The following is a 15,276-nucleotide window of genomic DNA, read 5'->3' on the forward strand; positions in this document are numbered from 1 at the left end:
TGTAAGCCTCTCGATAACTAATTGTAATTAAAGGTAGGGTACTACAGTTCATTAACTGTAGCTATAGTGTTAACACGCTCTCAAGAGAGCAAAATGGTTAACCTTTGTAACCAGTGGCTACGACGAAGACCTCTCGAGAGCGAGCTCGCGATGAGTCTGGTTTTCTAATTTTTACGGCTTTAAACATGTCTCGGACTTCTTTCACATACTGATCGAAGCCTTCCCCTTGGAAAACCTTTACGACAAAGCTACCATTAGGCGCTAGAACTTGTCGACACATATCTAAAGCTAATTCAACTAAATACATAGCGCGAGGTTGATCAACAGAATTGTTTCCCGCGATGTTAGGCGCCATATCAGACATTACTACGTCTACCATGGAAGGTTGGATCCTTTCTAGCAAAGCTTCCAATACCGCATCATCACGAAAGTCGCCTTGTAAAAAGCTAACGCCAGCAATCGGGTCCATAGGAAGCAAGTCACACGCGATGATCTGACCACTGTCCCCTACTATCTTAGCAGCATATTGAGACCATCCGCCCGGCGCAGCCCCCAAGTCGACGACTGTCATTCCAGGCTTTAACAATTTATCTTTCGTTTGAATCTCATCGATCTTGAAATAAGCACGTGAGCGGTAGCCTTTTTTTCGGGCTTCATTCGCGTATTTATCATCAAAGTGTTCTTTCAACCAACGACCAGAACTAGCCGAATGTTTTTGTTTACTCATTTTAATCCCAACAAGGCACAAATTGGAGCTATTGTTTTAATAGGCGCTACCTATTACTCAATAAATTATAGTCTTCAGCAATAGATGGCGTTAAAATAGCTTTTTTCAACCCTTATTTTAAAGAAAATTGGCCGCGTAATGAACCTAAGCACCAAACAAAAGCAGCACCTTAAAGGCCTAGCTCACAGTTTAAAACCTGTTGTGCTAATGGGCGCAAATGGACTTACAGAAGCCGTGCTAGCAGAAATTGAAATCGCTCTTAACCATCACGAACTTATCAAAGTAAAAGTTGCTTCGGAAGATCGTGAAACAAAACAGCTAATCATCGACGCTATCGTACGTGAGACGGGCGCTGAAAAAGTTCAGACTATTGGTAAAGTGCTTGTGCTATACCGCCAGTCTGAAGAGCGTAAAATCGAAATCCCTCGTAAGTAACTCTACTTACGTTGCTGAAGAAAAAAGGTCGCCTGAGGCGACCTTTTTGCGTTTTATCAGAGTAGTAATGCTACTCCAAACGACTTAGATATATTCTACTCGGTCAATTTCGAAGTCTTTCGCGCCACCCGGAGTTTGAATAGCAACTTCATCGCCTTCCATCTTACCAATCAGGCCACGAGCAATAGGTGAGCTCACTGAAATGCGACCTGCTTTGATATCGGCTTCGTCATCACCAACGATTTGGTACGTTTTTTCTTCTTCGGTGTCGATATCAATCAAGGTTACGGTTGAACCAAAAATAACTTTACCCGTGTTCTCCATCTTCGTTACATCAATAACTTGAGCAACTGACAGTTTGTATTCAATGTCACGGATTTGTGCTTCACAAATGCCCTGCTCTTCACGAGCGGCGTGATATTCAGCATTCTCTTTTAAATCACCTAGCTCACGAGCTTCAGCAATTGCCTCTGAGATCTGAGGACGTAGTTTAAGTAGACGATCGAGTTCTGCACGTAGCTTTTGCTCGCCACGTAGTGTCATTGGAACTTTTTCCATTTTATAACCTCAAGCCCAAATGGGTCTTTGGACAAAAAAAGCCCACCCTGTCATAGGACTGGGTAGTGCGCTTAAAGATGTATTTCGTTTAGTGTAAACAAACTCCCGGACGAAATCATCTTAATTCGAAAGACAGCAAGACTATGCCTTTTCGGCATAATGATATAACTCACTTTTAGAGCGGTTCTAGGGCGAATCACCTTCTCAATTTATTGAAAAACAACACTGTTCATTACACCAAAAACCTCAAAAAAGATAAAAACTAATCAATGTCAGGCTAATGTCATTGCCAATAATTTCAATCAAAAACAGCAATTTAAATAAAAACAACGCACAATTGAACAGTGTTCATCAGTGGGATTTATATCATTTTACTAACTCATACGGAAACTTTAGCAGTAAAACATGTCCAGCGAGTTGTTAGATCAATGGCTTACAAGTGCGAACTATATCGCTCAATTAGCCAATTTTGGACCAACAACTTGTGAGAGATCACCTCTCCCCCATACAACAATGATTATGGACAGCTAACTAGGACAAATAAGATGAAAAAGACTCTAATTGCTCTTTCTGTATCTGCAGCAGCTATGGCAACTGGCGTAAACGCAGCTGAACTTTACAACCAAGACGGTACTTCTCTAGAAATGGGCGGCCGTGCTGAAGCACGTCTATCTATGAAAGATGGCGACGCTCAAGACAAATCTCGCATCCGTCTAAACTTCCTTGGTAAACAAGAAATCAATGACAACCTATACGGTGTTGGTTTCTGGGAAGGTGAATTTGAGACTGCTCAAAACGGTACTGTAGACGGCGACGACAAGAGCGATCTAGAAACTCGTCTTGCTTACGCTGGTCTTGGCGGTGCTTACGGTGAGTTCGCATACGGTAAAACTGAAGGTGCACTAGGCGTTATCACTGACTTCACAGATATCATGGCTTACCACGGTAACTCTGCAGCAGACAAACTAGCTGTATCAGACCGTACAGACAACATGATGGCTTACAAAGGCCAGTTTGAAAACCTAAGCGTAAAAGCAAGCTACCGCTTCGCTGATCGTATGGAAAACAAAAACACTGGTGAGTACTACGACAACAAACAAGACGGTTACTCTCTATCTGCAATCTACGCTCTAGCTGACACTGGTCTTGAGCTAGGTGCTGGTTACGCAGATCAAGACAAAGCTAACGAGTACATGCTAGCTGCATCTTACACAATGTCTGATCTTTACTTCGCTGGTGTATTCACTGACGGCGAGAAAATGGAAGATTCAAACAACAGTAACACAGTTGATTACACTGGTTACGAGCTAGCGGGTGCTTACACTCTAGGCCAAACAGTATTTACAACATCATACAACAATGCAGAAACTAACAACGAAACTTCTGCAAACAACTTCGCTGTTGATGCTTCTTACTACTTCAAGCCTAACTTCCGTGGTTACATTTCTTACAACTTCAACCTGATTGATGCAGGTGACAAGTTTGGTTCAACTGACACTAGCAAAACAGTTGCAACTAAGATCGATGCTGAAGACGAGCTAGCTCTAGGTCTACGTTACGACTTCTAATTCCGGTCTTTGACTAGAATATCGAATGCCCGCTTTAAGCGGGCATTTTTTATACTTCATTTTAAGCAGCGCGCCTTTCTCTCGTGTCTCATTCATGAAGACATTTGAAGCATTTATTTAGTTACCTAGCATATTGAAAGGACTTGCGTATACTCAATCACATAACTCACCTTAGAAAGTATCATTATGCGTTTACGTTGGCCCTTGCTCATATTCTCTTCATTACTTTCTGCTTTTTCACAAGCGTACCCTCATCAAGAGGTGTTGCCTGAAGGCGCCCGCATCAGTTTAGTTGCGGAAAAACTCAGTGAAAATGCTGAGCTTGACGGTGTTCATCCTACCGAACAACTGTTCCCACCAGCGAGTACATTAAAAATCGTCACCGCATTAGCCGCAAAGCTAGAACTGGGTGATAATTTCCGGTTTCGAACCAAGCTGGAAACGTCGAACTCAGATGCAGTGATTTACTTTGTCGGCGACCCAACACTCCAAACCAACGACTTAAAATCACTTCTCACTCTAGCTAAGAAAAATGGCTTAAAACGGATTAACGGTGACCTATGGCTCGATAACAGCGCATTCACTGGTTATAACCGTGCGGTGGGCTGGCCGTGGGATATCTTGGGAGTTTGCTACAGCGCTCCGGCATCGACCATCACACTCAATAACAACTGTGTACAAGCCTCTATCTATACACAAAAAGATGGTGGAACGCGGGTCTACGTACCAGAGCATCAACCTATTCGTGTCACAAGTACCGTAGAAACAGTTTCTAAAACCATTAAGAAAAGTCGTCATTGTGACTTAGGTTTAGTTGCAAATCCCGATAACAACTACAAGCTAACAGGGTGCTTGGTTGAAAGAGACAAACCATTGCCACTGAAATTTGCGGTTCAAGACCCTGAGCGTTACACCAGTCAAAGGTTGGCGACTTTGCTCAAGGAGCTCAACATTGGGGTATCAGGAAAGATTAGGGTCGGTACGGCGCCAGAAAAGCAGCGAAAGCTCATCGCAATGCATCAATCAAAGGCCTTACCAGACATTCTTGAAGATATGCTCAAAAACTCTGACAACTTGATTGCCGACACATTAACCAAAACACTTGGTGCTAAATTTTTCGTTCAGCCAGGCAGTTTTACTAACGGTACAGAAGCGATCAAGCAGATCATTTTCGCCAACACTGGTATTGATATTCGTAATGCGCGCCTAGAAGACGGCTCAGGACTTTCGCGAAATAACCGGATCTCCGCGACCAAGATGGCTGAAATGCTGCGCTATATTTGGAAGCATGAAAACGAACTCAAATTGATTGCCATCATGCCGAAATCAGGTGAATCCGGCACATTAAAGTACCGACAAAGTATGCGAAAACTTCCAATTAAAGGACAGCTGATCGCGAAAAGTGGCTCTATCTACGGGACTTACAATATGGCTGGATATGGCTTGGACAAAAGTGGTCAACCTAACACCATTTTTGTTCAGTTTGTTTCAGACTACTTCCCAGAAAAACGGGACGACAACACACCTGTCATCGCCCCGATTACACATTTTGAGCAGCTTTTTTACAATGACATTGTGAACTTTAGTCAGGCAATACCTAAGAAATAGTTCACCACGTTAAAGTAAATCCACATTCCTGAAATATCGACGATAGACGCAAGAACTGGACTCACCAATACGGCTGGGTCCAACTTGCAAGCTCGTGCAATAATTGGCAACAGCCCGCCCAATGTTGTAGAAATGGTGACTTGAATGAACAGCGCAACTGCTATTGCCAGTGCGATATCGGTCAGTTCAAAGCCTCCTGTTGATTGTCCTGCACTAAATAACATAATGCGTCCAATCATCACGATAGCGATCGCTAGCGCAATAAATAGAGCGACTCGGCTCTCTTTCCACAAAACTTCTAACCATTGGCGTTTTTTTAACTCTCCAGTAGCAAGAGCACGAATCACCAAAGTTGCTGCTTGTGTTCCTGTGTTACCACCAGCAGCTGCAATCACTGGCATGTACACTGCAAGTAAAACAAGCTGACTAAGGGTGTCCTCATACTGAGCGATGATCAAGCCTGACACTATCCCTAAAAGAGCCAGCGCAATGATCCATCCAATACGCTGTTTTACATGCCCTAAAACACTAGTTGATAAATAACCATCGGGTGTATCAACTTCAGACATATGCAGACCCAGTTGGTGAGCATAATGACGTGCGCGTTTGTCATGACCTGCTTGCTCAAGTTGAGCAATAAGACTATTCACATAGCCGACAGAGCAATGCTGTAAAATACCTACAGCCTCATCAATCGGCATAACCGTAAGCAAATGGACTTGTTGCTCTTGCTCGTACTGCAAGAATGCATTGCGAGCTGCACCAATTTCTACTTCAGAAAAGTTTGGTGTTGTTTCAATAAAAGTGTTGTTCATTACCGTCATGGCGAATCTCCCGATTGGCATTGGTAACGACCATCGACAAAGCATGAAAAGCCACTCTTGCACGCTAAAAGTCAGACAACAATTAAGATGCACAGAGAAAACCAATGCGAATGCACTGTCTATTCAGAATGTATGAAGGAAATAACGAGAAGAAAATTAGAAAAGTGCCTCACCACTTAGGTAAGGCGGAGATCGCCAATACCGAAGCGGGTTATTTCGCTCCCTTAATCTTACTCACCCAACGACTGGGAGGATGGTCGGTATTGTTCATGTAAATCTCCGATAGCGCTGCCATTATTGGCAGCGCAAGTATAGTAGCAAAGTTCATCAGGTATGGAAGTTTTACTTTGCCGTTTTTGCTAAATTTTCATACAAAAAAAGCGCCCTTCGGACGCTTTCATTTGCAGTCATTATGAATTACTGAATAGTAATACGAGCAAATTTACGTTTGCCGACTTGGAACACGTAAGTACCCGCTTCTGGAGCAAATTTGCTGTCCGCAATTTTTTCACCATCAATCTTCACAGCGCCCTGCTTAACCATGCGCATCGCATCTGACGATGATGGACATAAGCCTGCTTCTTTCAACAGATTACTCACTGGGCGACCTGCGTCAAAGTCAAACTCTGGCATCTCATCAGGAATTTGGTTCTTCGCAAAACGGTTTACGAATTCTTGCTCTGCTGCATCGGCATCATATTCACTGTGGAAACGAGCAATAATTTCTTTTGCTAGCAATACTTTGATGTCACGAGGGTTTTTGCCCGCTTCTACATCAGCTTTGAATTGAGCAATCTCTTCCAGAGGACGGAAAGAGAGCAGCTCGTAGTAGCTCCACATTAGGTCATCAGAAATAGACATGATTTTACCAAACATTTCGCTTGGCGCTTCGCTGATACCAATGTAGTTGTTTGCTGACTTAGACATCTTCTTCTCGCCATCAAGGCCCACTAGAAGCGGCATCATCAGTACAACCTGAGGTTTTTGACCGTGAGACTTTTGTAGTTCACGACCCATTAGAAGGTTGAACTTCTGGTCTGTACCACCTAATTCAACATCCGTTTCCATTGCTACTGAGTCCCAACCTTGTAGAAGTGGGTACATGAACTCATGAATAGCAATTGGCTGACCACCCGCGTAACGCTTTTTAAAGTCGTCACGCTCTAGCATACGAGCAACGGTTTGGTTTGCCGCAAGGCGAATCATACCTTCTGCGCCTAGTTCAGACAGCCACTCAGAGTTAAACTGAATTTTAGTCTTTGCAGGATCGAGAATTTTGAACACTTGCTCTTTGTACGTTTCAGCGTTACGCAATACGTCTTCACGACTTAGCGGTGGACGAGTTGTGTTTTTACCTGTTGGGTCACCAACCATTGCAGTGAAGTCACCGATTAGGAACGTCACTTCATGACCTAGTTCTTGGAACAAGCGAAGCTTATTGAAAATAACCGTATGGCCTAGGTGAATGTCAGGTGCTGTTGGATCAGCGCCCAATTTAATACGTAGAGGACGGTCTTCTTTTAGTTTTGCGATTAGCTCTTCTTCTGGAATCAGCTCTTCAACACCGCGCTTAATCTCGGCTAGTGCAGCTTCAATGCTCGCCATTCTTGTTCACTCCCACAGATTTGGCAAAAATATAATAGCTGAACATATTACTTGAATAGCGATGCATTTTGAAACACGTTAGACTAGGTAGTTGTCACTTTTTCCGTTTAATTTAGCAATCAAGTACCTCATGCATTCGATTTTTGTCCGACTTCCACTCTTGCACAAAGTATTGATCGGTTTTTTTAGTGCGCTGATTATCTTCGCGTTCTTCTTTTTACCTGATCCGCAAGACCTAGACCCGCAGCAGAGCCGATTAAAAGTTGGTCAACATTATCCTGTTCCAGTTTCCCTCGAACTCAGTGCACTAAATAGTTCATCGCCTGCGGTTCCCGCCGTGCTGCGCTGGGAGACATACAAGGTAAAAAATGGCGAGAGTGCTGCCATCTTATTTAGTCGCGTAGGGCTTTCTGCTCGTCTATTACATGAACTGGTGTCATCAGACAAAGAAGTGGAAAAACAGTTAACTCGGCTTCGACCTGGTGACCGATTGCAATTTGGTTTTGACGAAAATAACGACTTGGTGCAGCTAAGAAGAACACTAAGCGCGTTCGAGACTTTTCGTATCACATTAAAAGACGGCAAGTACGTTTCTGAAGTTGATAAAAAAGAAGTCGACTTCCAGTACAACTACGCTGAAGCCACCATCAAATCAAACTTTTGGAATGCAGGAATATCTTCTGGATTAAATGGTAACCAAATCATGGAACTGGCTGGCATATTTGGTTGGGACATCGACTTTGCTTTAGATATTCGTAAAAACGACAGCTTCCGAGTACTTTACCAAGAGGAAGTGGTAGAAGGTGAAGTAATCGGCCGTGGAAAAATCATTGCTGCGATCTTTAAAAACCAAGGCGATACCTTTACCGCAATATTGGATCAGAAAAGTGGCAAGTATTACGACGAAAATGGGCGTGCAATGAAAAAAGCATTCTTACGCGCGCCGTTGGATTTCCGTCGAGTTTCGTCTAACTTCAACCCACGCCGCTTACATCCAGTGACGGGACGCGTTCGTCCTCATAGAGGCACGGACTATGCAGCACCAGTGGGCACCCCGATTTGGGCGGCTGGTGATGGTGTTGTTCAAAAATCGTCTTACAACAAATTTAATGGTAACTACGTTTTCATTAAACATAGTAATACTTACATTACCAAGTACCTGCACTTAACCAAACGTACTGTACGAGCTGGTCAACGCGTTAAGCAAGGCCAAACCATTGGTACGCTTGGCGGAACTGGCCGTGTAACTGGCCCTCACCTGCACTATGAGTTCCTTGTGAATGGTGTCCACAAAAACCCGCGTACGGTGAATTTGCCACAGTCTAAATCCCTAACAGGCAAAGCAAGACAAACTTTCATGGCAAACGCAAAAATTAGCATGGACAAACTTGAGCGCTACAGCAAACTGTTAGCAATGAAGTAAATTGATATATTGAAAAGGGCAGATCAGCTGCCCTTTTTGTTTCTTCAATATCATCACGATGAAGCTTACTTTTCGGAGTGATGCTCTCTCCCGAGCATGAGCAAGCATGGTGTCAGAACCAGTGTTAGCAAAGTCGCAAACGCCAATCCACCCGCGACAGCCGTCGCAAGTTGAGACCACCATTGAGTGCTTGGCGCGCCAAATTCCACTTTTTGGTTAACTAAGTCGATGTTCATTTCTAGCACCATTGGCAATAAGCCTAGTATGGTGGTCACCGTCGTGAGTAAAACGGGTCTTAAACGCTGCACACCTGTACGCAAGATCGCCTCAGATTTCTCTAAGCCACGTTTACGCATCTGATTATAAGTATCGATTAATACGATGTTGTTATTCACAACAATACCTGCAAGCGCAATCACCCCTATTCCCGACATGATGATGCCAAATGGCTTTTGGAAAATAAGCAATCCAGCAAAGACCCCAACGGTAGAAAACAACACAGCACTGAGGATTAAGAAAGCTTGATAAAAGCTATTAAACTGCGTAATTAAAATCAGAGCCATCACACCAAGCGCGACAATAAAAGCATTTTGTAAGAATGCTGATGAGTTTTCCTGCTCTTCATTTTGACCCCGAATCTTATATTCAATGCCTTCCGGTAAGTCGAGCTGTTCCATTCCAGCGGCAATCTTCGGTAGCTCAAGAGCCAAATTGTAACCTTCCACCATATCCGCTTTAATATTGATAACTCGATGACCGTCGACCCGACGAATGGTGTCTTGCTTATGATCTGGTTTGATTTGAGCAAAATTCGTAATCGGTACCAGACCAGCTGCCGTTTTCACTCTCAGTTGGTCAAATCGACCAATATCGCGCTTATCTTGTGGATAGCGCACCAAAATATCGACTTCTTCATCCGCATCATCGGGCAAATAATCGCCTATTTTCAAACCGTTTGTAACAAACTGAACAGTATTCCCGACTAAGGTCGCATCCGCTGCAAAGCGAGAGGCGTCATCTCGCTGGATGTCAATTTGCCAATCAATCCCTTCCTTATTAGTGGTATCACTCAAATTGGTCAGTGCAGGATTACCATCAGCCCAGTGTCGGACTTGTTTGGCCGCTTCATCTAACGCACTAACACTCAAGTTTCGTGATGACACTTCAATCACGAGATCATGCTCGACAGGCGGTCCTGCGTCCGGGAATTTATACTCAAGTTCAACACCATAAAAGCGATCTGTGGTCTCTTTTAGTTCCTCAATAATGGTTTTCACTTTGCGTCGATACTGCCAATCCACAGGTGTTATCTGAATCTGGCCGATTTCATCCCCATTATCACTTGAGCCTGTACGCGTGTAGACACTTTCAAACTCGTCATGACCGAGCATCACCTTCTCGATTTCACGCATAACAACATCTTTTTCGTGAATAGACAGGTCACCATAAGAACGAACTTTAACGGTAAAAAAGGCAGGGTCCACTTCAGGGAAAAACTCTGCACCCAAGCCAGCTTTGTTGTAAGTGAAGCCGACACCTGCCGCTAGCAGTATCGCGCTGAGTAAGACTTTCCATGGATGACGAATCGCTACCGACAGAGTCTGGTAATAAAGCTTGGTAATGCCTGTCGCTTTTTCAAAGTTGCCGTTATGCAGCTCAACCATTTCTCGCTGAGCTTTCTGATTGACGACTTGAGGCTTGCCAATGATCCCACCGATGACAGGAACGAACAATAAAGCCATCATCAGAGAAGCGGCCAAAGTAGCAATTAAAGTAAGTGGTAAGTACTTCATGAACTCACCAGTGATGTCTGGCCAGAAAAGTAACGGAGCAAACGCAGCCAATGTGGTTGCTGTGGATGCGGTAATAGGCCAGGCCATTCGCTTTGCTGCATCTCGATAGGCTTCTTTACGTGGCGTTCCTTCTTGCATGCGCCGATCTGCAAACTCTGTCACCACAATGGCACCATCCACCAACATGCCTACTGCCATAATTAAAGCAAACAGTACGACGATATTGACCGTCAGCCCAAATACCGATAACACCAACAACCCAGTCAAGAACGATCCTGGAATAGAAATCCCCACGAGAAGCGCGGTCCTAACCCCCAATATGGCAATAATGACGATAACTACGAGGATAATTGCGGATAAGATATTGTTTTGTAGATCACTGAGCATCAATTTGACATCGTCGGATTGATCCCAAGTGTATTTAACTTGCAAATTGTCGGGCCACTCGGCGCGCTTCTGTCCCTGAGCCAGTACTTCTTTTACCAGCTCAACCGTTTCAATGATGTTTTCCCCTGCCCGTTTTTTTACGTCCAAAACGATGGCAGATTCGCCATCTAAACGAGCAAAACTTTCAGGATCGCGAAATGCACGCCGTACTGTCGCCACATCGCCAAAAGTGATCACCTCTTTGCCATTCACCTTGATCGGTAGTTCAAGCACATCTTTCAGTGAATCAAAAACCGATGGGACTTTTACCGAAAAGCGTCCATACCCAGTATCGACAAACCCCGCAGCCACAACTCGGTTATTCAAGGCAATTAAATTATAGATATCCGCTTGATCGAGACCGTAGCTTTCCATCAATAGCGGATCGACAACTATTTCCACGATGTCTTCGCGATCCCCTGCGATTTCAACTTCAAGAACCTGACGGAAACTCTCCAAACGATCACGTAGCGTTCTGGCAATCTGTACAATGGTCCGCTCTGGTACGGTGCCATATAGAACAACAGTCAAAACAGGCTCTTCAGATGCAAACGTGACTTCATTTACCGTTGGCTCATCACTGTCCTCTGGTAATTTTGGCTTTGCAAGATCAACCGCATCACGCACATCTGCCATCGCTTTATCAAGATCCACTCCAACACTAAATTCCAGCGTCACCGAAGCATGACCTTCTGATGCCACAGAGGTCATCTCTTTTACGCCTTCAATAGAGCGCAACTCTTGCTCTATTGGCCGAACTAATAAACGTTCGGCATCGACGGGAGAAATGCCTTGATGCCCAACAGAAACGTAGATAATAGGAATGGTAATATCTGGGCTCGATTCCTTGGGGATAGTGACGTAAGTAATGACACCGGCAATTAAGATCATCACCAGTAATGTCAGCATGGTGCGAGCGCGGGATAACGCAGCATCAATCAGAGTGTACATAAGTGCTCCTTACTGCTCACTAGCCGCTTCAACAACTACGTCATCAACTTTATTGGCCAGTACTTGATCACCATCTCGCACAAAACCTTGTCCCAGCACGATAATGTCTGCACGCTCTCCTAACCCAGAGAGCCACACACCATCATCCTCGGCCTTAACGAGTTGAATTGGAACAAACTCAACATACTCATTACGCAGTGTCTTGACACCTAAGTTACCTTCTTCATCTAGTGCTAACATGGCAGCCGTAATCTTTACTGCCAACACTTCACTCAAAGGCAGCTGTACTTCTGCGCTCATACCGGCAGGAATTCTTGCGTCTTGATTATCAATTTCGATTTCAATTGGAAATGTATTAGTAGAAGCAGAAGAAACACGTCCAATGTAGCGCACACGACCTTGATGATGCTGTTGGTTAATGGTTCTTACGTCGGCTTCTAGGCCTTCCTTAAGGTATTGTATATGCCGTTCACTGACATCGGCTTCAATCACTAAAGTATCCAAATCAATGACCGTCGCAATAGGATCGCCAATCCCGACAAAATCACCTAACTCAACAAAGTGGTGATCTACGATGCCATCAAATGGCGCTTTAACCTCAGTATTTCTTAAAGCCGTTTGCACGTTACTCAAATTCGCACGTGCATCTACCAACGCTGCTTGCGCTGTCGCAAATGCAACCTCACCTTGCAGTCCACGACTTTTTAGCGATTTAGCTGCATTAAACTCTTTCTCTTTAACCAACAGCATCGCCTGGGCCCGTTTAAGTTGAATGCCAAGGTCGCGCTTATCGATGTTTGCGATCACTTGTCCCTGTTTGACCGCTTGGCCTTTCTTTATGTTAAGACTGACTATTTTACCGGCAACTTCGGCGCCAAGACGCGCTTGACGATTGGGCGCTGTTCGTCCATACAATTCAATGGTTTTACTGGTAGGTTCGGCAAGAAAAGTATCAAACATCACCTTTGCAAGTGGTGTCGTGTTCGTGGATGTTGAAGAGTTAGGATGATCATCTTGTGCTTTGAGTTGGCCGATGGTTAGCCATGCAACAAGAAGTAAGACGAGGATAAGAGATACTAGCCAAGGGCGCTCGACAATTCGGCGTCCAAAAGAAAGTCCAGACATATAAAGTCCTTTTTATTATTTCTCTGCATATCTGCGAGCGTGCGCTTTACGTGACATCCTTCTACATAAAGCACAGGCAGCCATTAGCTGCCTGTTAGGTGTTAATTACACACTGAACGATGCACCACAACCACATGTTGTCGTTGCATTGGGGTTATTTACGAAGAAGCGCGCTCCTTCCAACCCTTCTGTGTAGTCAACAATACCGCCTACGAGATATTGCAGACTCATAGGGTCTACAACCAGTGTTACACCACTGTTTACGATTGTCGTATCGCCTTCGTTTACATTTTCATCAAAAGTAAAGCCGTATTGGAAGCCGCTGCAGCCGCCGCCAGTAATGTATACGCGCAGTTTCAATGCTGGGTTTTCTTCTTCAGCAATCAATGCTTTAACGCGAGATGCTGCTGCGTCAGAAAAAGATAATGGTACGTTTACTTCGCTCACGAAGACCTCTCTCACTCGTGTAATGCGTCAAGCCTGAAGCAAGACGTCAAATTTGTGCTAATTGAGACGATTATCCAATACCTGACAAACTCGTTCAAGTATTCGCCGCCGATTCTTTATAACAGATGCGGATATATAAGATTACACTGCGAAACAACACATAAATTAAGCAAAACGTTTCTAACTTGATTATAGCTAGGTACAATGCGCTCCACTTGGTCCGAGCAATCAAAAGAGGATAACCCCATGACCAAATCATCAGAGCTGTATCAAAAAGCTCAGCAAACCATCCCTGGCGGTGTCAATTCACCAGTTCGTGCATTCAACGGCGTTGGCGGCTCTCCGCTATTTATCGAACGAGCAGACGGTCCACTGATTTTTGATGCCGATGGTAAAGCGTATATTGATTACGTTGGCTCTTGGGGTCCAATGATTCTTGGCCACAACCACGCGGTTATCCGCGAAGCAGTAATTGATGCAGCGCAACGCGGTCTTAGCTTCGGTGCGCCAACAGAGCTTGAAATCGCGATGGCAGAATTAGTTTCTGAGCTTGTTCCATCAATGGAGCAAATCCGCATGGTAAGTTCTGGTACTGAAGCTACTATGAGCGCGATTCGCCTTGCACGTGGCTTCACCGGTCGCGACAAGATCATGAAATTTGAAGGTTGTTACCACGGCCACGCTGACAGCTTGCTAGTAAAAGCAGGTTCTGGAGCACTAACTCTAGGCCAACCAAGCTCTCCTGGCGTTCCTGCAGATTTTGCTAAGCACACGCTAACAGCAACATTCAACGACCTAGATTCTGTACGCGAGCTATTTGCTGCTAACAAAGGCGAAATTGCTTGTATCATCGTTGAGCCAGTAGCAGGCAACATGAACTGTATTCCACCAGTGGAAGGCTTCCACGAAGGGCTACGTGAAATCTGTGATCAAGAAGGCGCGCTACTAATTTTTGATGAAGTAATGACAGGCTTCCGTGTTGCTCTAGGCGGCGCGCAAGCACACTACAACATCAAACCCGACCTAACGACACTGGGTAAAGTGATTGGTGGCGGTATGCCAGTAGGTGCTTTCGGTGGCCGTAAAGAAGTGATGCAATACGTTGCACCTACAGGCCCAGTTTACCAAGCTGGTACCCTTTCCGGTAACCCTGTCGCAATGGCAGCAGGCTACGCATGTTTGAACCTTCTAAAAGAAGAAGGCAACGAAAAGCGCCTAGCTTCTAAAACGAAACAACTTGCTGAAGGCTTTAAGTCTCTAGCAGAAAAACACGGTATTCCGCTAGTTGTTAACCAAGTGGGCGGTATGTTCGGCTTCTTCTTCACTGACCAGGAAAAAGTAACTTGCTACGAAGACGTAACGAAGTGCGATGTAGAACGCTTCAAGCGTTTCTTCCACTTAATGCTAAAACACGGTGTCTACCTTGCGCCATCTGCGTTTGAAGCGAGCTTTACTTCACTCGCTCATGGTTCAAAAGAGATTGATGCCACATTAGAAGCGGCTGACCGCTGTTTTGCTGTTCTTGCAGAAGAAGCGAAATAATCGCTAAAAACGGCGATAACGCATTTAGAAAAGGACCGTAACGGTCCTTTTTTATTGCCAATTCAAAATAACCAATATCGCTAATACCCCAACGACAATGCCAAACCACGGTATTCGCTTAGCTTTTTTCTCAGTTTGACACTTTTTATCACCGTTGCAACAACCCATAGCTCATCTCTTGATTGATAACCGACTGATTTGTAGTCATTATAGCAAGGTACATCGCCCTGCTCTAATTCGGCAT

Annotated in this window: 12 protein-coding genes; 5 read left to right on the forward strand and 7 right to left on the reverse strand. The window is 44.5% G+C overall.

What is annotated here, in order from left to right:
* Positions 1-97: 97 nt before the first annotated feature.
* Positions 98-727 carry a 23S rRNA (uridine(2552)-2'-O)-methyltransferase RlmE gene (gene rlmE, locus KI742_RS12785; RefSeq protein ID WP_005388985.1) on the reverse strand — a complete coding sequence of 210 codons (630 nt, stop codon included), beginning with the start codon at positions 725-727 and terminating at the stop codon, positions 98-100.
* A gap of 138 nt (positions 728-865) precedes the next feature.
* Here rlmE and yhbY point away from each other — a divergent pair, with 138 nt between their 5' ends.
* A complete protein-coding gene (yhbY, locus tag KI742_RS12790) occupies positions 866-1,162 on the forward strand; it encodes a ribosome assembly RNA-binding protein YhbY (RefSeq protein WP_005380066.1) in 297 nt (98 codons plus the stop codon).
* 84 nt (positions 1,163-1,246) lie between these two features.
* On the opposite strand, the gene greA is transcribed toward yhbY, so the two are convergent.
* Positions 1,247-1,720, reverse strand: coding sequence for a transcription elongation factor GreA (gene greA / locus KI742_RS12795; protein ID WP_005380065.1), 474 nt, complete (start codon positions 1,718-1,720; stop codon positions 1,247-1,249).
* Positions 1,721-2,265: 545 nt separating this feature from the next.
* Between greA and KI742_RS12800 the strand changes: the two genes are divergently transcribed.
* Together KI742_RS12800 and dacB are read left to right on the forward strand one after the other, a co-directional pair.
* A complete protein-coding gene (locus KI742_RS12800; protein ID WP_005380064.1) occupies positions 2,266-3,288 on the forward strand; it encodes a porin in 1,023 nt (340 codons plus the stop codon).
* Between the two features lie 186 nt (positions 3,289-3,474).
* Positions 3,475-4,896 carry a serine-type D-Ala-D-Ala carboxypeptidase gene (gene dacB, locus KI742_RS12805; RefSeq protein ID WP_285385482.1) on the forward strand — a complete coding sequence of 474 codons (1,422 nt, stop codon included), beginning with the start codon at positions 3,475-3,477 and terminating at the stop codon, positions 4,894-4,896.
* Here the strand turns inward: dacB and KI742_RS12810 are convergent.
* Positions 4,875-5,720 carry a magnesium transporter gene (locus KI742_RS12810; RefSeq protein WP_005380062.1) on the reverse strand — a complete coding sequence of 282 codons (846 nt, stop codon included), beginning with the start codon at positions 5,718-5,720 and terminating at the stop codon, positions 4,875-4,877. The two genes, dacB and KI742_RS12810, sit on opposite strands and share 22 nt — an antisense overlap.
* Positions 5,721-6,137: 417 nt before the next feature.
* On the reverse strand, positions 6,138-7,325 hold the full coding sequence (gene tyrS / locus KI742_RS12815; RefSeq protein WP_005386528.1) for a tyrosine--tRNA ligase: 1,188 nt from the start codon (positions 7,323-7,325) through the stop codon (positions 6,138-6,140).
* 130 nt (positions 7,326-7,455) lie between these two features.
* Between tyrS and KI742_RS12820 the strand changes: the two genes are divergently transcribed.
* A complete protein-coding gene (locus tag KI742_RS12820) occupies positions 7,456-8,748 on the forward strand; it encodes a peptidoglycan DD-metalloendopeptidase family protein (protein ID WP_285385480.1) in 1,293 nt (430 codons plus the stop codon).
* Positions 8,749-8,813: 65 nt separating this feature from the next.
* Here KI742_RS12820 and vmeK read toward each other — a convergent pair whose 3' ends face one another.
* From vmeK to erpA, 3 genes are all read right to left on the reverse strand, one after another.
* Positions 8,814-11,918, reverse strand: coding sequence for a multidrug efflux RND transporter permease subunit VmeK (gene vmeK, locus KI742_RS12825; RefSeq protein ID WP_104969763.1), 3,105 nt, complete (start codon positions 11,916-11,918; stop codon positions 8,814-8,816).
* A gap of 9 nt (positions 11,919-11,927) precedes the next feature.
* On the reverse strand, positions 11,928-13,043 hold the full coding sequence (locus KI742_RS12830; RefSeq protein WP_005386537.1) for an efflux RND transporter periplasmic adaptor subunit: 1,116 nt from the start codon (positions 13,041-13,043) through the stop codon (positions 11,928-11,930).
* A 105-nt stretch (positions 13,044-13,148) separates the two neighbouring features.
* Positions 13,149-13,490 (reverse strand): iron-sulfur cluster insertion protein ErpA, encoded by a 342-nt coding sequence (erpA, locus tag KI742_RS12835; protein WP_005380031.1) that lies wholly within the window; start codon positions 13,488-13,490, stop codon positions 13,149-13,151.
* A 246-nt stretch (positions 13,491-13,736) separates the two neighbouring features.
* Between erpA and hemL the strand changes: the two genes are divergently transcribed.
* Positions 13,737-15,032, forward strand: coding sequence for a glutamate-1-semialdehyde 2,1-aminomutase (hemL, locus tag KI742_RS12840; protein ID WP_005380032.1), 1,296 nt, complete (start codon positions 13,737-13,739; stop codon positions 15,030-15,032).
* Positions 15,033-15,276 lie beyond the last annotated feature (244 nt).

Source organism: Vibrio sp. D417a (genome assembly GCF_030248595.1).
GTDB classification, from domain to species: Bacteria; Pseudomonadota; Gammaproteobacteria; order Enterobacterales; family Vibrionaceae; genus Vibrio; species Vibrio alginolyticus.